Here is a 20395-nt window from a genome sequence, read left to right as displayed (position 1 = left end):
GCGAAAGGGCTGCAACGCAGCCCCAGTACGCTGACTGACAGGCATCACAATTTTTCACCAGCACAGAAGGACATATGACAGAGGCATATCAAGGAAGCTGCCTGTGCGCAGCGGTCAGCTACGAGCTGCTCACGCCACCCAAGGCCGTGAGTCATTGTCACTGCAGCCAGTGCCGCAAAGGCCACGGGGCTGCATTCGCGTCATATGGCAGCGTGCCGCGCAGCGCACTTCGCATACATCGCGGGGCCGACAGCATCAAGGCCTACGCCTCTTCGCAGACAGTGTTACGCGAGTTCTGCGGGGCGTGTGGCTCGACGTTGTTCTGGTCACGACCCGAAGGTGAGTTCGCCGACTGGATCTCTATCGCGCTGGGTACACTTGATACACCGTTCCAGCCACGCAAGCAAAAGCACGTCTACATCGATTCTGCGGTGCCCTGGTATACGCCATCCCGTTATTGTCCCGAGGCCGACTGACGGCTTGCATCGCCGGAGTGGGGTATGTTGTTGCCTCTGCGCTTGTTTACTGGCCTGTCATCACTGCTTGAGTACTCGATGCTGATTTCCACGCTTTCCAACGGTCGATTCATTACGCCATCGCTCCAGGCCGAACCCTGTGTGCCATGGTGGAGTTTCACCAAGACGGTGTTGGCCGCGACCGCCCTGACTCTGGTGCGCGACGGACGACTCGCCCTGGATGCCGCGCTGCCTGAAACCAATTACACCCTGCGTCAGCTGCTGCGTCACGAAGCGGGTCTTGCGGATTATGGCGAGCTTCCCGCGTACCACGCGGCGGTTGCCAATCATGAATCCGCGTGGTCCGCGGACGAGATGATGCAGCGCCTGGATGGCGCTCGACTTCGCTACGCCCCAGGAGCGGGTTGGCGCTACTCGAATGTGGGCTACATGCTGGTAGCCAGGCTCATCGAACGTGCCACAGGCCTGCCGCTTGAAGAGGCGCTCAGGCAGCAAGTTCTGGCTCCACTTGGCATCTTGTCGGTTCGCTTGGCAACGAAACGCTCAGACCTGCACGGTGACTACCTCGGTCATTCGTTGAACTACGACCCTGGCTGGGTCTACCACGGGTTGCTGATCGGCCCTGTTTCCCAGGCTGCCCTTTTCCTGGATCGCCTGCTTGCCGGGACACTGCTTCCGGACAACCTGCTCCAGGAAATGCAGGCAACGAAGGTATTGGGTGGGCCAATGGCCGGCCGGCCGTGGATCGCACCAGGCTATGCCCTGGGTCTGATGCGAGGGACGATCGAGGGCGGCCTGACGCTGGCCGGGCATACCGGGTGTGGCCCCGGCAGTGTGGTGGCGGTCTATCGATGTGCGGTTGGGGAGGCCATCGCGTGTTGCGCAGTGTTTTCGAGGGCCTTGGATGAGGGGCGTATCGAGGCGCTGGTCGCTCAGGAGATACGCAAGGTGCTTGAGGCTGTGCGCTGAGGCTGCCTGGTTCTTGTTCCGCTTTCAATGGATATCACTTGCTGCCCGATTCAATACCCATTTTGAATTGTTAACGGATACACGTGAGCGGCTGCTTCCGACCCAAAGCGGACAATCATGAAGCGCAGTAATCGGCCAAATGCGACCGCTCGGATATGCCTGCGAATGAAGTGGCAATTGCCGAAACAACGGATTCGGATCAACACCCGCTTGGGCTCAGACACCCTTGCCACGAGCTTTACACTACCCCGTGTGGTACTTGTCCCAGAGCTTGTTCCGGAATCGCCCTCCTGGATCGACTTGCGCTTTGAGTGCTAACAGACGGCGCGCGTTTGGGTAGGCACTTGAGAACTGTTCCGGCGTGGCATGCAGTTGGTAGGGCAGATAGTAAGTACCGCCAAGCAACAGCGCCGCGTTGATGAGTTCGCGTGTCCACACGCCAACTGCCTCGCGATCATCCACCCCGACGCGCTGCCAATAATAGAGCACGAATGAAAACACTTCTTCGCGTGCCCAGGACAGAAGCGAGTCGGGGTCGGCCGGAGCGTGTCGGATGGAGATATTAACGGCGTCAACGCTGTGCGCCTGAAGAATGGCGGCCATTTGCGTTACGAACGCATTGAGCTGTGTCACTGGCACAAAATATTCTTGCAACGCATAGGTACTGTTTCGGGTTGCAATGGGGCCAAGCGAAGCGACATCCGCACTGGCCTCGTAGTTGCGCCGTACGACCGGTTGATTGAGATAGCGCAGTGGATCGATCACATCCTTGCGAATCATTGGGCCACCGGGAAGCTTGGTCACACTCCACATGACGGTCTGGTTGATCTTGTACGACTGCCCCGGCGCTACCAGCCTTTCTGCTACGGTCAACGCTTTGTCCGAGGCACACCAAGTGACGGAAGTAGCCATGTCGAAATAAGGGGGGGCCAAATCGGCATTATGCAGGATAGCCTGTTCGTTCTCGCGGACGTGCTCATTGAAAAAACGCGGGTAATCAGCAACTGGCATGCGGCGTATCTGACGTTCAATTGTGATGTTGGACGCAAGGTCCAGTTCGACCTCAGTGATCACCCCGATCGCACCGTAGCCACCGATAGCCGCGTAGAACAGGTCGGAATTTGTGGTGCGGGACGCTTCTGCTACCGAACCGTCTGCAAGCACCAGTTGCAGAGAACGCACCGAGTTGATGACTGGACCTGCGCCGACATAGCGTCCATGAGCATTGACTGACAGCGATCCGCCGACGGTGAAGTTGGCATAACTCTGCATGATTTTTATCGAGAGGTCGTCCGGGTCTATGACCGACTGCAGGTCACGCCAACGCATCCCTGTTTGCACGCGTATGACTCTGCTCTCAGGCGAGTATCGGATTACCTGATTAAACTGACGCATGTCGAGGTGCAGGCTGTTTTCGGTAGCAATCTGCCCCCCCATGCTATAGCGGCCACCACCGATGCTGACTGGGCCTGACGACATCGCGAGCGCCCGCTGTATTTCGCCCGTGGTGCGAGGTGCGAGCAAACGATTGACCCAAATCGGATTGAGCATCGTCACATCGTTCACCAGGACGCCCGATGGTGCCGCCCATGACGACCACGGTGAAAGCACACTGACGGCAATCCCGGTCATCCCGGCCTGGAGTAGATGGCGCCGAGTGAAAATAGGCGACGACTCTGAAACGGCGTGCTGTTGTGTACTGTCGATCAATTGGATCGTGTCCCAGGAAGTGGTGTAACTAAACCAACCGAAGGCGCCCTGCGGGCGAAAGAGGATGGTCATCGTGGTTCTTGGCTAACGTTGAGTTTGCGGACTTAACCTTCACCAGAGAAACCACAATGACCAAGCCCACTATCGCATTGACCGAGTTGGTTGTGAAAGGGGCAGACGCTGATCTGCTCAAGCAAATGATCCAGTTCGTTGCCCAACGTATGATGGAGTTCGATGTCGAAGGCCTGTGCGGCGCCGGCTTCGATGTCAAAAGCCCCGACCGGACAAACAGCCGTAACGGCTACCGGGATCGCCTCTGGCAAACCCGTGCTGGCGACGTTGACCTGAAGATCCCGAAGTTGCGCCAAGGTAGCTACTTTCCTGGCTTTCTTGAGCCTCGGCGCACCACTGAGAAGGCGATGGCTACGGTGATCCAGGAAGCCTACATTCAAGGCGTTTCAACCCGTTCGGTGGACGAGCTGGTCAGAGCCATGGGCGTGACCGGCATCTCCAAGAGCCAAGTGTCACGGTTGGCCGGCGAGATCGATGAGCGTGTCCACGCCTTTCTGGACCGTCCCCTGGAAGGCGATTGGCCTTACCTGTGGATTGATGCCACGTACGTCAAGGTGCGGGAGGCCGGGCGCATCGTCTCGGTCGCTGTAATAATCGCCGTGGCCGTGAACACCGATGGCGGGCGCGAGATCTTGGGCATGCGGGTTGGCCCTTCGGAGGCAGAACCGTTCTGGACGGACTTCCTGCGAAGCCTGATGCGGCGTGGCCTGCGTGGCGTGAAGCTGGTCATCTCCGACGCCCACGAAGGGCTCAAGGCAGCTGTTTCCAAGGTCTTCAACGCGACCTGGCAGCGTTGCCGCGTGCACTTCATGCGCAACGCCATGGCCCATGTGGGCAAGGGCCAGCGCACCATGGTGGCGGCGCTTTTGCGTACGGTTTTCGCCCAGGACAGCCGCACCGAATGCCACCAGCAGTGGCGCCTGGTCGTCGATCAGTTGCGCGAAAAGTACCCCAAGATCGCGGCGCTCATGGATGGTTGCGAGGATGAAGTGCTGGCCCACATGGCGTTTCCCAAAGCGTATCGACAGCAGTTGCACAGCACCAATCCACTGGAACGGCTCAATGCTGAAATCAAACGCCGCACCGACGTCGTGGGCATCTTTCCCAACGATCCTGCCATCACACGGCTGGTAGGCGCGATGCTGTTGGAGCAGAACGACGAGTGGTGCCTGCAACGGCGCTATATGCAGTTGGAGGCGTTCGAGGCAGTCAGCGATAATCCACAGGCCAAGCTGTCGGCCGTGATCAACTAAACGGCAAACTCAGTGGTCAAGGCCATGATGAGTTACACCACTTCCTGGGACACGATCGAATTCACGCTTGTGATCGGCGGCGATTGTTCGATTCTACTGGGGGCGCTTGCAGGCGCGCGGCAGGCCGGGCCGCTTTCACTGATCCACATCGATGGGCACAGCGATTTTCGTCATCCCGGCAACTATGACCCCGAGCAAACGCTGGGCACCGTGGCGGGCATGGACCTTGCCCTGGCGACCGGGCGTGGCGAAGGCGCTGGCAACGCATTGGCCGGGTGTACCGGCCCCGCTGTTTGACGATACCTACGTCGTGCAACTGGGGGAGCGCGAAAACCGTGACGAGGATTTCGCATGGCCCGATATCAACCACACGTCGATCAACCGGATTGATGTCTTCGAGGCGTTGGCGATCGGCCCCGAGGCCGTTGTGCGGCGCATCGGCGATGTACTTGACCAAGCTCCCGCCCAAGGCTTCTGGATTCACCTCGATGTCGATGTGCTGGACCAAGCCACGATGCCCGCTGTCGATTCCCCAGGCACTCCAGGGCTCACGCCGGACGATCTGGTGAAGATCATGACGCCCTTTGTGGCCGACCGACGCTGCCGGGGCATGACCGTTACCGTATTTGATCCTGACCTCGACCCTGACGGACGATTTGCCGCCGTGATCGTCGGGATCCTGGCGCGGCTCCCGTTTCCCAACGGTGCCGATTGAGGTCTACCGCCATTCGCTGCCGCTGACGGTCGCCAGCGGCAGGCCCCGGCGTGATGCGCAGCATTTACTGGGCCGCTAGCGGCGTCTCGGCCCGAGGCTCGGCGCTCGGTGCATATTGCTCGATCAGGCGCCACAACAATCTGCCCATGGGAAGCCGGTAGATGTCGCTATGAGCGCCCCCTCCCGAACCCGGTGAGTTGAATTGGGTTATTCCGTTGGATGCGTCGATGTAGCTGACCTTGTTCCGACTCAGCGTCGATGCCGTGCAATGGCTGTCACCTACCTTGCACAGGCTGAAAAGGCCATTCAGGGAGGCGGAGGTATCGCTGGCTTTCAAGCAGTCGAACGTGGCGGACCTCGCCGGAGCTAACGCCCCACACACCTGGTTCCAGGACTTGATCGAGCCGGACGGGTCGTACCAGAACACCGGGCCGCCGGCAGCGCCGTCATGCTCCGAGGCGGTAAGCGCGATGTGGGTGTTCTGCAGTTTTGCAAAATCCCGATAGGGGGCGCCTTCCTTGCCATCACCCACGGTGAAGCGATTGATACTGACCGCGCCCTGAAGGCCTACCGCCAGGTCCACATGGCTTTGCGGATAGGCCTGCTGTGGCACCAGCGCGGGCGAACTGAACAGCGCACGCATCATGGCGCGTGCACCGAAGCTGTGGCCGATGGTGACGACTTTGGCCTTGCTCTTGGACGCCGCAAGCGCGTTGGGCACACTCTGGTTGACGAGCATGTTCAACCAAGTCAGGCCGATCTCGTCGGCGTCATTGGCCTTGTTGCCATAGCTGAAGAAATTGGTGACCGAATTGGACCAGAACGATGGCCAGGTCACACCGATGACGAGAGGGCGAAATCGAGCAGTGTCGAGGACGTCTGTCTTGGGCGTGGTGTAAATACCTTTTTCGCCTGTTGGCTGGAAGATCTGGTTGCTCTGCAACGCCTTGGCCTGGTTGAGCGGCGCCTTTTGCGCCTGGCCAACTTCATAGGCGGCAGCCATCAGGTTGCCCGTGATGTCGTTGATGTTGCGGATGGCCTCGTCCTGGGCAGTGTTCCAGCCCATGACCACGACGACGACATGGGTGTAGCGTGAACCGGTAAGGTCCCTGGTCAGGTTTTGCTCAAGCGATCTCAGCGCTCGTGCGCTCTCCTGGTACAAGTTCGTGAGGTCTGAGTGGGTCTGCTCCAGATTGCGTGAGGCATCGCAGGCATTCCAATCGCTCACTTTCTTCAGGTCGTAGTCTTTGCGGATGCCAGCCAAGGCGTCGGCTGCATAGGCGTTGTAGACAAAGCAATGGGACTTGGCCATGTAGCCTGTGTCTTGGTCCAACAGCACGCCATTCTTGAGTATGTGCGAGACGAACATCGCCTTGGTGTCCCACTGCTGGATGCGTTTGATCTGGTGAGACGTGTTGCTAGCGGTATCTTCTTCTTCCCTGAAGTAATTGGCGTCGCCGTGAAACAGCTGTTTGCTCTCGTTGCTGACCTTGGGCCCACCGATGATCGGTTGTGGGCTCTTTTCGAGCGCGACCACGTAACCGGGGTAGTGGAGGGCTGTTCCGGAGGGGAAATAGAGCATGCTGTGGAATTTCACTGCGTTGACGCTATCTACCTCCAGTTTGTTCTCGTAGGGCGTCATGACGCGATCCGTCGAGGTGCAGGCGGTCATGGCCATGGGCATCAAAAGCGCGGACAGTGTCGTCAAACCTGCTTGCGTGAGCCTGAGCATGGAGTCCTCCGTGGAGCGATGTATTCCGTCTGGTTGGGGTGATGTCAAAATGACTTTAGCGGCTTTCGCGCATTCAGCATTCACCGCCTCCGATGGTTTCAAGGCCGCTGAGCGGCGAGATGCGCCATGAACTTGACACTCGAACATTCGAGACTTTAATGAAGACGTCAGGTCATTCATTTCTCAGCAGTTTGCGATGGGGGCGCAAGCGGACCGGCGACTCACCGGTCAAGGATCCCCCACATGCCCAATGCCAACGATGTGAAGTGGTTCAAGAACCAGTTTCAGAGCCAGATGTCGCCTGCGCTAGCCAATACGCCCCTGACGGTGGATTTCATGGCTGCGATCGCGTGTCAGGAAACGGGACAGGTCTGGCCGGTTCTGCGCAACAAAGGCCTGCCGGTGCCCGAAATCCTGGAGCTCTGTGTCGGCGACACCCTGGATGTAAACAAGCAGGATACAAAGAAGGGGCGCCAGGCCTTCCCCAAGGACAAGGCGGCACTGCTGGCCGCTCCCAACGGCCAGGCCATGTTCGACATTGCCCATCAGGCCCTGGTGGACATGGCCAACCATATTGACGGCTACGCCAAAGTCGCCCGCAACCCGGACAAGCTTTGCCATGGATTCGGGATCTTCCAACGTGATTTGCAGTTCTTCAAGACCGATCCCGACTACTTCCTGCAACGGCGCTACGTCAACTTCGACGATGCGTTGCAACTGAGCGTTGCCGAATTGAAGCGCGGCCTCAAGCAACTCGGTCTGACCAAGCGATCGTCCCTCAGTGACATGGAGCTTGCGGCGGTCGGCATCGCTTACAATACCGGCGGCTTCAATCCCCGCAAAGGGCTGCGCCAGGGCTTTTTCGACGGTAAGCGGTTCTACGGCGAGAACCTCTTCGACTTCATCCGCCTGGCCCACACCGTTGCCGTGGACGGCCAGCCCCCACTGATGCCTCAGCCTGCGCCGGGACGCTCATTGGTGCCCCCTCCCAGCGAGCTGACGGCACAAGGCGAACTCTTCAGGGTCGACACGCGCGAGGGCCCGTTGCGCATGCGCAGCGAACCGCGCAAAAGCGACCCGGCGCAAGCCAACGTGATCGCCAACCTGCCGGACGGCCAGCCAGTGCGAGCCCTCACCGGCAAGGCGCGCAATGGCTTCCTGGAAGTGGAGACATCACTCAATGGTGCCTTGCTGCGCGGTTTCGTTGCGCAGAAATTCCTGATTGCAGACTCAACAGTGAGGGACATTCCGGTTGTCGCCCCATCTGTATCCTCACCTGCCAGCGGTATCACCGCCGTCGCCATGCCACACAAACCAGGGGTAGTGACGCGGCGGATCGATTTCGCCGGTGCCCACTCACTCAACGAAGCGAGCATGCCGCAGCGGCGCGGTGACTCGGCCGACAGTTTGCGCGCTGAACTGGCGGCGATCGTTGACTGGCTGGCGGTGGACAAGCCGTCTCACAAGCGCTTCCAACCCAGGGACGGCATGACCTTCTGCAATATCTACTGCCATGACTACTGCATGCTGGCAGGTGCATACCTGCCGCGCGTGTGGTGGACGGAGAAAGCCCTGATCACGCTGTCGCAGGGTAAGCCGGTCGAGCCGCTGATCGGCACGACACTCCGCGAAATGCGGGCAAACGACCTGTTCCGCTGGCTGCGCGATTTTGGCCCCGACTTCGGCTGGCGCCAGACGGGCACGTTGAGCAAATTGCAGCAGGCCGCCAACCAGGGCGGCGTGGCGTTGATCGTCGCGCGGCGCAAGGCGGATGGAAAATCCGGGCACATCGTTGCCGTCGTCCCTGAAACGGCGCAGAAGAGCGCGAGGCGTGATGCCAATGGCGAAGTGTTGGCGCCGCTGCAGAGCCAGGCCGGGGCAAGGAACTTCCGCATGGAAACAGGGACGGCCAACTGGTGGAATGGCGAGCAGTTCGCCGAGAGTGCGTTCTGGATTCATGGGTGATGCGTGGCCGTCGAATGGTGTGGCGAGCGGTCAGTCGGAACAGGCTGCTCGCTTCCTTGCTCAACGTTCTTGCGCCGACGAGGCATGCGCTGCTGCGTCTTTACGGCTGAACCACAACAAGCAGGCGCCTGCGAACAGCAACCCCAGCGTGCCGTAGAGGCTCCAGCTCAGCGTGAACCCGACGCCGGCAATCAACGAAGCGCCCAACCCCACCGAGACCATTCTGGCGGCCGCCAGGAGAATGGGGATGAGGGAAAAGAGACGGGCCTGGGTCTGCAATGAGGTCTCCTGAGAGATCAACGCGGTGATTTGGGTGACGCCGAGAATCTCGCCCATCGTCCAGAAAAGAACGACAGGATCAACGCTGTGTGTTCGACGAGCGCATAGGCACCGAATCCGATGCCATAGAACATGGCCGCCAGGGCCAGGTTGGCGAGTGTGCCGAAACGAGCGGTCAACGCGATCAGAGACTGCGTCAGCAAGACGACCAGCAAGGCATTGACGAGCCCCACCGCGGCGAAGGTGCTCGCCGCCTGCTCGGCGGCGATCGCGTCGAGCCACAGCTGCAGCTGGTACTCGCGCTGCGCAGTACCGCCGTGGCGAAGAACAACGCGCCGGCGATGATCACGACACGAGGCACGTCGCCCAGGCCGCGCCCCGTGCCACAGGTGCCTGATCCTGGCGTTTGGGCATCGCCAGAAAGAGGCTGGAGACGAAGCGCAAACGACTCTTTCAGCCCTTCACAACGACCAAGCAGGGAGGTCTGGGGGGGCTGGTGATGGTCAAACGCATCATGGAGCGCTTCGGCGGGCAGGTGGATATTCAGAGCACACCGAACGAGGGAACCCGCGTTCGCCTGACCTTTGCGCTGGCCGCCAGGCAATGAGCGCTTGTGCTGGCTTGACCGGTGCTTATCATCTAGGCGCTGGTGTAGCCCAGCTACCTGAGGCGGTTGGCATCGAGCGTGCCCTGGCACGTAAGGCCATCAGCAATGACAATCCCCCCCTTTGCCGCCGAGGAGAACCGATGGCTGAATCCACCTCACAGGGTGTTGCCGAGCAGCCCTCCATAGGGTTGCTCGAGGCTTTCCTCTTCTGGCTCAAGCTTGGGTTCATCAGTTTCGGTGGCCCGGCAGGGCAGATTTCCATCATGCACCAGGAACTGGTTGAGAGGCGCCGCTGGATCAGCGAGAAGCGCTTTCTGCATGCCTTGAACTACTGCATGGTGCTTCCAGGGCCGGAAGCCCAGCAATTGGCAACCTACATTGGCTGGCTGATGCATCGCACCTGGGGCGGGGTGATTGCGGGGACGCTTTTCGTGCTCCCTTCACTGTTCATCCTGATCGGCCTGTCCTGGGTCTACATTGCCTTCGGTGAGGTACCTGCGATCGCGGGCCTTTTCTATGGCATCAAGCCGGCGGTCACGGCCATTGTCATGCAGGCCGCGCATCGCATTGGTTCGCGGGCCCTGAAGAATGGCTGGTTGTGGGGAATTGCCGCTGCGTCGTTTGTCGCGATATTCGCGCTGAACCTGCCTTTCCCGTTGATTGTGCTGATTGCCGCCATCACCGGCTTCCTGGGTGGAAGGCTGCTACCTGGGCAGTTCGCGACAGGCGGCAAGCAGGGTGAAGTCAAGGCCAGCCATGGCGCTGCCGTGATCGACGACGACACGCCCACACCGGTGCATGCACGCTTTCGCTGGAGCTATCTGGTCGGCCTGCTGATGGTCGGCGCCGGCCTGTGGATGCTGCCGATGGGGCTGTTGACGCTGGTATATGGGTGGGCAGGTACGCTCACCCAGATGGGCTGGTTCTTTACCAAGGCCGCACTGTTGACCTTTGGCGGTGCTTACGCCGTGCTGCCGTATGTATACCAAGGAGCAGTGGGGCACTACGGCTGGTTATCACCGACGCAGATGATCGATGGCCTGGCGTTGGGCGAAACGACTCCAGGCCCCTTGATCATGGTGGTGGCGTTTGTCGGGTTCGTTGGCGGTTATGTCCACCCGATGTTCGGAGCCGATCATCCGTTTCTGGCGGGCGCGGTCGCCGCCAGCCTGGTGACGTGGTTTACCTTCCTGCCCTCGTTCCTGTTCATCCTGGCAGGCGGGCCGCTGGTGGAGGCGACGCACGACGAGTTGAAATTCACCGCTCCCCTGACGGCCATCACGGCCGCGGTGGTGGGTGTGATCATCAACCTCGCGTTGTTTTTTGCCTACCACGTCATGTGGCCGCAGGGTTTCGCCGGAGCCTTCGAGTGGCCTTCAGCGGTGATTGCAATCGCCGCCGCGGTCGCGCTGTTGCGCTACAAGCGTGGTGTGATCCAGGTGCTGCTGGCAAGCGCGCTGGCGGGGCTTTGTATCCACCTGCTGCGCGCCTGATGTGCAGGCGTGGCTTCAGCCGCGATGGGTCGCAAGGCGGCCCCTTGGTTCACACGTTCTTGCGCAGCGCGTTCAGGACAACTGGGCCGCCAGGCTGTTGCTGACGTTACGCCCCAGCACCAGCACCGTGAGGAAGCCGCAACCCACCAGGGCCGTGGCCAGGCTGAACAGCCCCGCGCTGCTTCGGGTTGACGAACAGGGCAGGCAGGTCGCTGATGCGGATGGCCTTGTCCGGGGTCAACCGCGGCAGCAGGAATATCTGCGCCAGCAGCACCGGTATGCCCACCAGCGCGGTGACCAGGAAGGTGGTGCGCCATCCCATCAGCCAGATCGATAGGACGCTTTGAGAACACCTCTGTACGCCTCCCAACAAAGCCTCACAGCCTGTTGCCTGCAGGTGGTCAGGCTAAACCAGATAGACCGACAATCCGGCGCATTGTGATCTACGATGGCTGGGGGGGCAGTAGATTAAGGCTTAGTGCTGGGGCAGCGGAGCCCTGAAGGAAGCGTCTGATGAAAACGTTACTCGCCACTGCCCTGTTCGCGTGTTTGTCGGCGTCCCCTCCTGCGGATGCCGCACCATTGGAAGGTGCGCTGAAGGACTTCAAAGCGATTCTCTTCGATTATTTTCGTAATCAGCCAGACCCCGTTATTCCAATATTTCTTCCCGCAGGCGAGAAGCCAGGAGACGTGTACCGTGATGTGTTCGGCGGCTATGTTGCCCGACAGGCAGAGTGCTTCAACAATGTAAGTGTCGACAAGGAAGAATCCCGTTTCCAGGAGGCCGTGGAAAGCGTGGCTGGTAATCTGTCCGGGAACGTGCAGGCGCAGTTCACAGAAGCGGCCAGGGTTGGAGGTGGTGTCGGCGTCAAGATGGGCGATTCGGTCACCATTCGTTTTCGTGACGTTTCGGCTCACGTGGCATCGGATGTCGCGTTGATGACTGCATTCAAAAAAAACCTCCGGGCTTGTGCGGCGATCGGGAAACTTATGCGGCAACCAGGCTCTGGCAACGCGGCGTTGGTGTTGGGGCAAGTCTTCACAGCGAAACAAACGATCGAAACGATTGCGACTGTCGAGCGCTCGGGTCAGCTCGGAGGCGAAGTGCGATTGGACGAGGTCATGAAGAAGTTAGGTGTGCTCAGAGACGTCCTAGGTGCCGCCGGCATTTCGCTGGATGTGCTCGGTACCGCAAAGATCGACGGAGGAAGAACTGCGACAACACAGGTATCACTGACTGATCCTCGGCCCTTGCCAGTCGGTTATCGACCTGCTTTTCTCTCGCAACAGCACCTGAACAAGCTACTTGAGCTCCGTCAAAAAGGAGTCCTTGCGGAGATTGAACGCACTGTTGCCGTTACCCGTGATACGCATGAAATAGAAAAAAAATACAACAATGTCATTTTTGATCCAAAGCGGCTCGCATTCGAAATGGCATCTGGCGACATGATTCCTTTCGACAACAAGAATGCTGAACACGTCCAGTACATTCAGGGGCTTGGACTGCTTTTTGCCATAGGCATTGACGCGCAATCCGGTAGTCCGCGCCCAGCCTACACGGCGCCCCCCTCCCGTATCGAGGACGATGGTGCCCGCGCAGTGTTAAGCGAGCGCAAGGGGCCTCCTGCTCCCTGACAATGCACGCCTGGACGATGCTCATGATCTCTTTGCGGTCGTTGGCAGCCGCCTCTGCTACTGATGGTCTGTCGGTGAGGAGGATAGACCGATTTATTCCCATTCTTTGGCAGCCATGCAGCGACTACTTTATCTTCCAGCCTCAACTACTATTGACTCATCCGGCTTCGGTGGCACGGCCAGTTCGGATGATGGGTGACTTTAATAACGGGTACTACGGATACCCACAATGCCTTGTTGGAGCGCGCCATGAACAATGAGAGAGTGAACTTGACCGAGCTTCTAAAATACCCGCTGACCGTGTTTTCAATTCTCCTGGCTCTGATAGTGGCCACGCATACCTTAGGCATAAAATTTGGCGTGGTGTCGGAGTTGAGCGTTGAAGGTATAAAGTTTACTCAGGAAACCAAAAGTGAGGTCAGTGATTTGGCAAGTAAGCTCAATGCTGCGCTGACCGCAATTGAAGAGTTAAAGGCTCGCACGCCAAGCGCACAAACCCCTATCGTTCAAGCAGCCATTGCTGAGGCCGCTCAGACGGTGTCTGACCAGTCCGCACAGTTTTCAAGAATTTCTCCGGGTTCACGCCAGGGCTATATATTTATTGGCAATTACGACAACGCGTGGAGTGCGCTTAAACTCGGGGCGCTTGAGACAGGCCAACCCATCGTCATTGCGCCTGGAAACTTGAAGGCAGGCACTACCTATCAGGTGCTCGGTAACATGGTGGTTCGCGACGGCCTGCCAGCGAATGACTCGCAGTATTATCAAGGGCGTGCCAGTCTGGGCACCGTGCCGCGCGGTTCGAAAGTTCGATTGATCAGCACGCCGGTTGGAATACATCGTGAATTTGCGACCCAGTATTGGGCACAGATCGAGATACCTTAGGATCTGTCTGAAGTCCTACGGCACCTGACCGACGCCGGTACTAGAAGCCATCAAAACCACCAGCCACAACGCTGCAAGCATGATATTCGCCCCCAAAAGAATTGGTAGCTGGAGGAACGTTCTCATCAAGGTTAGTCCGTACACCATGATCCGACGGAAAAATCTCCAGACATAACGCTATGCCCAACACAAAACGGAGGGTTGCACATCCTTTCAGACGCTCTAGGTTCTGTATGAAAACCTTTGAAACCTCACCGGAGCCTCTGGAAGCCTGATTTTCCGTAGAGTTCTCGCTTTTTAGGCGAAGGATTCTGCCATGCCCAAGCGATACGAACTTTCCGACGCAGAATGGGAAATAGTCGCGGATCTCTTTACCGCACATCGACGTACAGGACGCCCAAGAGTTGACGATCGCTTGATGCTCAACGGCGTGTTGTGGGTGCTGTGCTCCGGTGCAACCTGGCGGGACATGCCTGAACGATTCGGGCCTTGGTCGACGGTCTATCAACGATTTCGAGACTGGCGAAACCAAGGAACCTTCAACAAGATGCTCAAGCGGTTACACCTCAAACTCAATGCACAGGGCCAGATTGACTTGACCACCTGGTGCATCGACTCAACCGCCGTGAGGGCCACCCGTGCCTCTGCCGGAGCAGGCAAAAAAGGGGGGCTGAAGAACCAACGGACCACGCACTTGGACGAAGCCGGGGCGGGTTGACGACGAAAATTCACATGGTCAGTGACGCCCGTGGCATCCCACTCCACTTCACGCTCTCAGGTGGTAACGCCAGCGACATCTCCCATGCTCAGCGACTGCTGGACGGTGTCCACATCCCTTCGAATCGAGGTAGGCCACGCAAGCGCTGCCGCTGGCTCTTGGCCGACAAAGGCTATGATGCAGAATCCTTGCGGCAATACTGCGACCGCTATCGGATGCAGCCGGTGATTCCGCTGCGTGACATGAAGCGCAAGCCGAAGCCGGGCTTACCGCGCCTGTTTGACACAAGCCCAAGTATCGGCAGCGGAACGCTATCGAACGGCTATTTGGTTGGTTGAAGGAGCACCGCCGCCTGGGTACACGCTACTGCAAGCTAGCGGAAAGCTTCGCTGCGATGGTTACGCTGGCTTGCTGGCGGCGGTGTTTACGACATTACTTTTCGTACAGTGCCTAATGCGGCTTTGGGCCGCCAGCGGCCAACATCGGATGGCCTCTATGGGGCGAGAGCAGCCGGTCACCAGGGGCCGTCATCGACCCACAGCTGTCGTCGACAAGGCCATGGCGAGGGCGAAGCAAAAATGCTAATTTAGATTCATTCTCATTTATTGCCCGTTTTCATGGACAAACCGCGATCCACCTCATCCGACCCAATTGGCGAACTGTATGCAGGGCACCATCACTGGTTGGTGACGTGGCTGCGCCGTCGCCTGCAATGTCCTCACCAGGCCTCGGATTTTGCCCAGGACACCTTTTACCGTGTACTCACGGCCGGGCACTACGATCCGCCTCGTGAACCTCGAGCGTTCCTGGCCACCATCGCGCGTCGTATCCTGATCGACAACGGTCGCCGCTTGCGGCTGGAACAGGCCTACAGAGAGGAGCTCGAGCGCAGTATCGAGCACATGGATCAGGCGTTTTCTCCCGAACAGATCCTGCAGGCCATCGAGCTGCTCGAACGTATCGACCGGGCGTTGTCACGCATGAAGGCGAGGGTCCGGGAGACCTTCATCCTGCGTCACCTTGAAGGCTGGTCCCAGGATGACATTGCACGCCATCACGGCATCTCGGTGAGGACCGTGCAGGCCGACCTGGTCGAAGCCATGCTGGCGTGCGATGCCGCCATGGGGATGAGCTGATGGCAGAGACGACGGCCGATCCCGTCCTGCGCGCAGCGGCGCAATGGCTGGTGCTGCTCGACAACCAGGCCGATGAGCACTTGCAGGCAGCATTCCAGGCTTGGCTGGCCGAGTCGCCCGAGCATGGCGCGGCGGTCGCCCGCTTGCAGGGGTGTCTGGGTTCGCTGCAACAGCTTCCCCGCCACGCGGCCGTCACGGCCCTGCGCCACGCACCGCGCAAAGCCCTGAGCCACAAGGTTCAGGCACTGGCCTTGGCGATCGCCCTGGTGCCAATGGCGTGGGCTGCAACGACCTATTGGCAACAGGGCTACCTGCTGGCGGACCTGAGCACCTCGGCAGGGGATTGGCTCGATCACCGACTCGACGATGACAGCCAGATCCACCTGGACGCGGGCTCGGCAGTGGATGTGCACTTCGACGCTGGCGAACGCAGGATCGAACTGCTGCGCGGCGAAGTCCTGGTCGATGTCGCCAAGGATCCTCGCCCGTTCGTGGTGGTCACGGCGCATGGGCGTGTGCAGGCCCTTGGCACGCGTTTCACGGTGGAGCGACAGGACGACTCGACGCAGGTGGTCATGTTCGAGTCGACCACCGCCATCAGCAGTGCCGGGCAATCATTGCACCTGACCGCCAACCAACGCGTGCGCCTGAGCGCCGAAGGCCCTGGCAAGGTAGAGCAGGTGCAGGCAGAACCCCTTGAGCAGGCGTGGCGCAAGCACCAGCTGCTGGCAGACGACCAGCCGCTGAGCGATGTGCTCGCGCGTTTGTCGCGCCATTATCCCGGTGTGCTGTGGGCCGACCATGAAGCCCTCGCAGGCCTGCGGGTCACGGTCATGCTGCCGCTGGACGATCCACGCCAGGCGATGCGGCTGTTGCAACGCACCTTGCCGATCGAGGTCAGCCAGTACACCCCGTGGATAACCCGGGTGACCCTGAAGCCCAATGCGGTGAGTAAATAATTTCAATAATCATTTCGTGTTTTCGATTTTCGCCCGTCCTCCCATGGCCAACACCATCAGGAGTATCGAAAACATGAACTCGCCGATTCGAGCGCTGCCGCGTTCCACCTCGCGCAGCCTCTGCCTGGCCGTGCGCCTGGCCCTTTGTGCGGCACCGCTGGTGCTGCCTGCCAGCGCCTTGGCCGAGCAGATCGTGCAGCGATATGACATCGCTGCCGGCCCATTGGGTGAAGTACTCAGTCGTTACGCACAGGCCAGCGGCGCCCCCATCTCGTTCGAATCCCGCCAGGTGCAAGGTTTGACCAGCCCGGGCGTTCGAGGCAGCTTCACCATCGAAGGCGGTTTTGCCCAGGCGTTGCTGGGCTCGGGGCTGGTGGCAAGCCCGACCCAGGATGGTTATCAACTCCTGCAGGCATCGCCGGTTACAGACGCACTCGAGCTCGGGGCGACCACCATTTCCGGCAAGGTGCTCGGCGCGACTACCGAGGGCAGCGGATCCTACACAACGGGCTCAACCAATACGGCGACCAGGCTCGCCCTGAGCCTGCGCGAAACACCGCAGTCGGTGACGGTGATCACCCGCAAGAAGATGGACGACCAGAACATCCAGAACCTGGACGATGTCGCGCGCACGGCGACCGGTATCACCCTCACCAAGATCGGCACTGACCGCTCTACCTATTACTCGCGCGGCTTCGAGATCAGCGATCTGCAATACGACGGTATTCCGACCAATATCTCGGAAAACTACTCCATGGACGTCATGTCCACTTCGAACATGGCGATTTACGACCGTGTCGAAGTCGTACGCGGGGCCAACGGCTTGCTGCAGGGGACGGGCAACCCGTCGGCGGCAATCAACCTGGTGCGCAAGCGACCGACCCAGGACTTTCGCCTGGGCGCGGAGCTGGGGGCAGGCTCCTGGGACAATTATCGTAGCCAGGTGGATGTGTCCGGGCCTTTGACCCCCACGGGCAATGTTCGCGGCCGCGCAGTGGCTTATTACAACAACGCCAACAGCTACAAGGACGGCTCCGGACGGGACAACCAGTTGCTCTACCTGGTCGGCGAAGCGGATCTTGACGACGCCACCGTGCTGACGGTCGGCGCCACGATCCAGAAGGACAACCAGAACGGCTATGACTGGGGCGGCTTGAATACCCGCAGTAACGGCTCTTTCTATCCGCTTTCGCGTTCCACCAACCTCAACGGCAAGTGGGCCCATCTGGATCGCAACAACTACACGCTGTTCAGCGATGTCACGCACACCTTCGACAACGAGTGGAAGGTGACCCTGGCCATGAACGCGATCTGGTCGGACGCCGACTTTCTCTCCGCGTATCCGAACCGGGTATCGGGTGACAACTATCGGATGACCGTCTCCCAGGCCGACTACGAAGACACCCAGTTTGCGCTGGATCTCTACGCGACCGGCCCCTTCGAGCTGTTCGGGCGCAAACATCAGCTGATGCTTGGGGCCAACACGCGCCAGGACCAGTTCGACGCGGTGATCAAGAGTGCCACCAACAACCCGACGATCAACATCACCGACTTCGACTACAGTGCGCTGCCCAGCCCCATCCTCAATGCCATCGGCGCGGACTACAACTACACGCGCAAGGAGCGTGGCCTGTACGGCGCCTCGCGCTTCAGCCTCACTGATGACCTTAGTCTGATCCTCGGCACGCGGGTGAGTTGGTCGGACTACAAGGTGGGCAGCCCCTATACCAATGATCAATACCGCGAGAATGGCCGGCTGGTGCCCTACGCGGGGTTGGTACTGGACCTGGACAAACACCACACCTGGTATGCCAGCTACACCGAGATCTACAAGACACAGAGTTACTATGGTGTCGGCAATACCCTGCTTGATCCGATCGAAGGCGAGAACTACGAAACCGGTATCAAGGGTGAGTACTTCGACGGCCACCTGAACACCTCCCTGGCGATTTTCCAGACCAACCTGGAAAACATGCCCGAGGCACTGTCGGTGTCGCCCACCTGCGGCGTGACCGGTACGAGCAAGTGCTATGAAGCCGGCGCAAAAGTGCGTAACCGCGGCTTCGAGCTGGAGATTTCAGGCGAACCATTGGAGAACTGGAACGTCAGCGCGGGCTACACCTACAGTGATCCGGAGTATGTGGCCGGCGGTAACAAGGGCTCGGACTACTATCGCAAGATCCCGCGGCGCCTGCTCAAGGTGTCGACAGACTACCGCTTGCCCGGTGTCCTCGACCAATGGCGTGTGGGCGGTGATGTGTATGCCCAGAGCCGCACCGCCGCCGATGTGACCGGGTACACGATTGAACAGGGTGGCTACGCCTTGCTCAACTTGCATGCCCATTATCAGATCAACCAACAGTTCAGTGTGCAGTACAACCTCAACAACGTGCTGGACAAGACGTACTACCAGTCGTTACCCACTTCGAACAATTTCGGTGGCCTGTACTACGGTGATCCTCGCAATTTTGCGGTTACCTTGCGCTACCAATATTGATCAAAGGCCTGGGGTGGCGCTTCACCCGTCTTGTACCGATGCCCTTGCAAGTACGCATGCAGTTGACCGCGTCGCTGATTGCCGTAGAATCGCGCGCCCAAAATTCAGCAGGCATGGCGAGAAGGAGCTTCAATGCAACGGGTGATGATCATTGGCCAGCCAGGGTCCGGGAAAAGTACTCTGGCGCGTAAGCTTGGCGAGCGCACGGGCTTGCCGGTCGTGCATATCGACACGATTCACTGGCAGCCAGGGTGGGTCGAGCGCAGCCGGGACGAGAAGACGCGTCTTTGCCATGAGGTCGAGGCCCGTGAGCGCTGGATCTTCGAAGGCGGACACTCGACCACATGGAACAACCGGCTGGCCCGCGCCGACATGCTGATATGGATCGATCGCTCGGCGCCGCTTCGATTCTGGCGCGTGCTCCTCAGAACGGCGCTGAACCGCGGTCGCTCTCGGCCCGACCTGCCGGACGACTGTCCGGAACTGCTGGCCAACCTGCCGGAGTTCTTCAGGTTCATGTGGCGGACGAAAACCTCGTCTCGGGAGGCGATGAAGCGATTCGTGGCGACGGCGCCGTCTGGGTGTCGCGTGGTCTGCCTGCGGTCGAATCGGGATACCGAGGTTTTTCTCGCGAGTCTGGGTGCGCAGCCTGATCAGGCAGTGCAAGGCCACTAGAGACTCGATTGCGCTTGATTGGCGGCAGACGTCTGCCGTGAAGCGTGTCAGAACGTTTTAACCTGCCCAAGGATGGCCCATGGCGCTGACCAGCAAGATCACGACCTACAACCCTGAATGGGCGCAACGGTACCAGGCGGACAAAGTGCTGCTCGCTTCGGCATTCGGTGATGAACTTCTCGCCATCCACCATGTGGGCAGCACGGCTGTCCCGCAACTCGCGGCCAAGCCTGAGATCGATGTGCTGATCGAGGTTTCAGAGCATCGCAATGAGGCAGCCCGAGACGAGGTGTTGCTCAGCCTGGGGTATGTACGCGGCAGTGATCTGTCGCCAGGACACCATTTCTACCGTCGCAATGTTGGCGAGGTTCGCACCCACAAGATCCACATTTGTAGGTGTGGTCACGATTCAGTCATCCAGATGCTGACGTTCAGGGATCTGCTCAGGAACGACGCCTCTCTCCGGCAGCGATACCAAGACCTCAAGATCGAGCTGGAGGCTACCAACACCGGCGGTATGGCTGAGTACCTGGAGAAGAAGGGGCCGTTTATCATTGCGGCGTTGCTCGAGGTCGGTCTCAGGCGGTGGTGATGGTCAGCCATAACGCTGTTCGACCAC

At 59.5% G+C, this 20395-nt stretch carries 17 protein-coding genes and 3 pseudogenes; 16 read left to right on the top strand and 4 right to left on the bottom strand.

The features are described from left to right. Positions 1–74 precede the first annotated feature (74 nt). Positions 75–476 carry a GFA family protein gene (locus AC0MAZ_RS18050; protein ID WP_475858767.1) on the top strand — a complete coding sequence of 134 codons (402 nt, stop codon included), beginning with the start codon at positions 75–77 and terminating at the stop codon, positions 474–476. Positions 477–554: 78 nt separating this feature from the next. Continuing rightward, on the top strand, positions 555–1445 hold the full coding sequence (locus AC0MAZ_RS18045) for a serine hydrolase domain-containing protein (RefSeq protein WP_475861460.1): 891 nt from the start codon (positions 555–557) through the stop codon (positions 1443–1445). 243 nt (positions 1446–1688) lie between these two features. Here AC0MAZ_RS18045 and AC0MAZ_RS18040 read toward each other — a convergent pair whose 3' ends face one another. Then, a complete protein-coding gene (locus AC0MAZ_RS18040; protein WP_475858766.1) occupies positions 1689–3227 on the bottom strand; it encodes an FAD-binding oxidoreductase in 1539 nt (512 codons plus the stop codon). A gap of 56 nt (positions 3228–3283) precedes the next feature. Here AC0MAZ_RS18040 and AC0MAZ_RS18035 point away from each other — a divergent pair, with 56 nt between their 5' ends. The 3 genes from AC0MAZ_RS18035 to AC0MAZ_RS18025 are packed head-to-tail and all read left to right on the top strand — an operon-like array spanning position 3284 to position 5195. Continuing rightward, the gene (locus tag AC0MAZ_RS18035) at positions 3284–4480 is read left to right on the top strand and encodes an IS256 family transposase (protein WP_232856109.1); all 1197 of its coding nucleotides are present in this window, start codon (positions 3284–3286) and stop codon (positions 4478–4480) included. Positions 4481–4504: 24 nt separating this feature from the next. Beyond that, complete coding sequence (locus tag AC0MAZ_RS18030) at positions 4505–4777, top strand: arginase family protein (protein WP_269806745.1); 273 nt, start codon at positions 4505–4507, stop codon at positions 4775–4777. After that, positions 4725–5195, top strand: a complete 471-nt coding sequence (locus tag AC0MAZ_RS18025) for an arginase family protein (protein WP_332880079.1) — start codon at positions 4725–4727, stop codon at positions 5193–5195. The genes AC0MAZ_RS18030 and AC0MAZ_RS18025 overlap by 53 nt, the downstream gene beginning before the upstream one ends. 64 nt (positions 5196–5259) lie before the next feature. Here AC0MAZ_RS18025 and AC0MAZ_RS18020 read toward each other — a convergent pair whose 3' ends face one another. Further along, positions 5260–6837 carry an alpha/beta hydrolase gene (locus AC0MAZ_RS18020; RefSeq protein ID WP_442964133.1) on the bottom strand — a complete coding sequence of 526 codons (1578 nt, stop codon included), beginning with the start codon at positions 6835–6837 and terminating at the stop codon, positions 5260–5262. Positions 6838–7170: 333 nt separating this feature from the next. Between AC0MAZ_RS18020 and AC0MAZ_RS18015 the strand changes: the two genes are divergently transcribed. Next, positions 7171–8892 (top strand): hypothetical protein, encoded by a 1722-nt coding sequence (locus AC0MAZ_RS18015; RefSeq protein WP_232856107.1) that lies wholly within the window; start codon positions 7171–7173, stop codon positions 8890–8892. A 60-nt stretch (positions 8893–8952) separates the two neighbouring features. On the opposite strand, the gene AC0MAZ_RS18010 is transcribed toward AC0MAZ_RS18015, so the two are convergent. Then, the gene (locus AC0MAZ_RS18010; RefSeq protein WP_232856106.1) at positions 8953–9228 is read right to left on the bottom strand and encodes a hypothetical protein; all 276 of its coding nucleotides are present in this window, start codon (positions 9226–9228) and stop codon (positions 8953–8955) included. Positions 9229–9622: 394 nt separating this feature from the next. On the opposite strand from AC0MAZ_RS18010, the pseudogene AC0MAZ_RS18005 reads away from it, so the two are divergent. Then, positions 9623–9778: pseudogene (locus AC0MAZ_RS18005) on the top strand (ATP-binding protein); the annotation flags it as partial. A 140-nt stretch (positions 9779–9918) separates the two neighbouring features. Then, a complete protein-coding gene (chrA, locus tag AC0MAZ_RS18000) occupies positions 9919–11271 on the top strand; it encodes a chromate efflux transporter (RefSeq protein ID WP_232856105.1) in 1353 nt (450 codons plus the stop codon). Between the two features lie 175 nt (positions 11272–11446). Here chrA and AC0MAZ_RS17995 read toward each other — a convergent pair. Beyond that, positions 11447–11596, bottom strand: a pseudogene (locus AC0MAZ_RS17995) (MFS transporter); the annotation flags it as partial. Positions 11597–11784: 188 nt separating this feature from the next. Here AC0MAZ_RS17995 and AC0MAZ_RS17990 point away from each other — a divergent pair. From AC0MAZ_RS17990 to AC0MAZ_RS17955, 8 genes and pseudogenes are all read left to right on the top strand, one after another. Further along, positions 11785–12906 (top strand): hypothetical protein, encoded by a 1122-nt coding sequence (locus tag AC0MAZ_RS17990; protein ID WP_475858765.1) that lies wholly within the window; start codon positions 11785–11787, stop codon positions 12904–12906. Between the two features lie 249 nt (positions 12907–13155). Then, on the top strand, positions 13156–13791 hold the full coding sequence (locus AC0MAZ_RS17985; RefSeq protein WP_232856103.1) for a hypothetical protein: 636 nt from the start codon (positions 13156–13158) through the stop codon (positions 13789–13791). 316 nt (positions 13792–14107) lie between these two features. Beyond that, a pseudogene (locus tag AC0MAZ_RS17980) lies at positions 14108–14963 on the top strand (IS5-like element ISPsp10 family transposase). Positions 14964–15126: 163 nt separating this feature from the next. Further along, positions 15127–15645: a sigma-70 family RNA polymerase sigma factor gene (locus AC0MAZ_RS17975; protein ID WP_110737654.1), complete on the top strand. Its 519-nt coding sequence runs from the start codon at positions 15127–15129 to the stop codon at positions 15643–15645. Then, positions 15645–16604, top strand: coding sequence for a FecR family protein (locus AC0MAZ_RS17970; protein ID WP_475858764.1), 960 nt, complete (start codon positions 15645–15647; stop codon positions 16602–16604). The genes AC0MAZ_RS17975 and AC0MAZ_RS17970 overlap by 1 nt, the downstream gene beginning before the upstream one ends. A 73-nt stretch (positions 16605–16677) precedes the next feature. Then, the gene (locus AC0MAZ_RS17965) at positions 16678–19101 is read left to right on the top strand and encodes a TonB-dependent siderophore receptor (RefSeq protein WP_475858763.1); all 2424 of its coding nucleotides are present in this window, start codon (positions 16678–16680) and stop codon (positions 19099–19101) included. Positions 19102–19233: 132 nt separating this feature from the next. Further along, a complete protein-coding gene (locus AC0MAZ_RS17960; RefSeq protein WP_110737660.1) occupies positions 19234–19776 on the top strand; it encodes an AAA family ATPase in 543 nt (180 codons plus the stop codon). 79 nt (positions 19777–19855) lie between these two features. Then, positions 19856–20368, top strand: a complete 513-nt coding sequence (locus tag AC0MAZ_RS17955; protein WP_475858762.1) for a GrpB family protein — start codon at positions 19856–19858, stop codon at positions 20366–20368. Positions 20369–20395 lie beyond the last annotated feature (27 nt).

It is taken from the genome of Pseudomonas sp. A, from assembly GCF_056270345.1.
The sequence above is the reverse complement of the archived record's forward strand: the minus strand, read 5'-3'. Positions and strand labels throughout refer to the sequence as shown.

Excerpts from the sequence above, each read along its gene's own strand:
- AC0MAZ_RS17955 (WP_475858762.1), top strand. The coding sequence starts at position 19,856 with ATGGCGCTGACCAGCAAGATCACGACCTACAACCCTGAATGGGCGCAA.
- AC0MAZ_RS18010 (WP_232856106.1), bottom strand. The coding sequence starts at position 9,228 with ATGGGCGAGATTCTCGGCGTCACCCAAATCACCGCGTTGATCTCTCAG.
- AC0MAZ_RS17960 (WP_110737660.1), top strand. The coding sequence starts at position 19,234 with ATGCAACGGGTGATGATCATTGGCCAGCCAGGGTCCGGGAAAAGTACT.
- AC0MAZ_RS18035 (WP_232856109.1), top strand. The coding sequence starts at position 3,284 with ATGACCAAGCCCACTATCGCATTGACCGAGTTGGTTGTGAAAGGGGCA.
- AC0MAZ_RS18050 (WP_475858767.1), top strand. The coding sequence starts at position 75 with ATGACAGAGGCATATCAAGGAAGCTGCCTGTGCGCAGCGGTCAGCTAC.
- AC0MAZ_RS17990 (WP_475858765.1), top strand. The coding sequence starts at position 11,785 with ATGAAAACGTTACTCGCCACTGCCCTGTTCGCGTGTTTGTCGGCGTCC.
- AC0MAZ_RS18020 (WP_442964133.1), bottom strand. The coding sequence starts at position 6,837 with ATGACGCCCTACGAGAACAAACTGGAGGTAGATAGCGTCAACGCAGTG.
- AC0MAZ_RS17965 (WP_475858763.1), top strand. The coding sequence starts at position 16,678 with ATGAACTCGCCGATTCGAGCGCTGCCGCGTTCCACCTCGCGCAGCCTC.
- AC0MAZ_RS17975 (WP_110737654.1), top strand. The coding sequence starts at position 15,127 with ATGGACAAACCGCGATCCACCTCATCCGACCCAATTGGCGAACTGTAT.
- AC0MAZ_RS18030 (WP_269806745.1), top strand. The coding sequence starts at position 4,505 with ATGATGAGTTACACCACTTCCTGGGACACGATCGAATTCACGCTTGTG.
- AC0MAZ_RS18015 (WP_232856107.1), top strand. The coding sequence starts at position 7,171 with ATGCCCAATGCCAACGATGTGAAGTGGTTCAAGAACCAGTTTCAGAGC.
- AC0MAZ_RS17970 (WP_475858764.1), top strand. The coding sequence starts at position 15,645 with ATGGCAGAGACGACGGCCGATCCCGTCCTGCGCGCAGCGGCGCAATGG.
- AC0MAZ_RS18045 (WP_475861460.1), top strand. The coding sequence starts at position 555 with ATGCTGATTTCCACGCTTTCCAACGGTCGATTCATTACGCCATCGCTC.
- AC0MAZ_RS18040 (WP_475858766.1), bottom strand. The coding sequence starts at position 3,227 with ATGACCATCCTCTTTCGCCCGCAGGGCGCCTTCGGTTGGTTTAGTTAC.
- chrA (WP_232856105.1), top strand. The coding sequence starts at position 9,919 with ATGGCTGAATCCACCTCACAGGGTGTTGCCGAGCAGCCCTCCATAGGG.
- AC0MAZ_RS17985 (WP_232856103.1), top strand. The coding sequence starts at position 13,156 with ATGAACAATGAGAGAGTGAACTTGACCGAGCTTCTAAAATACCCGCTG.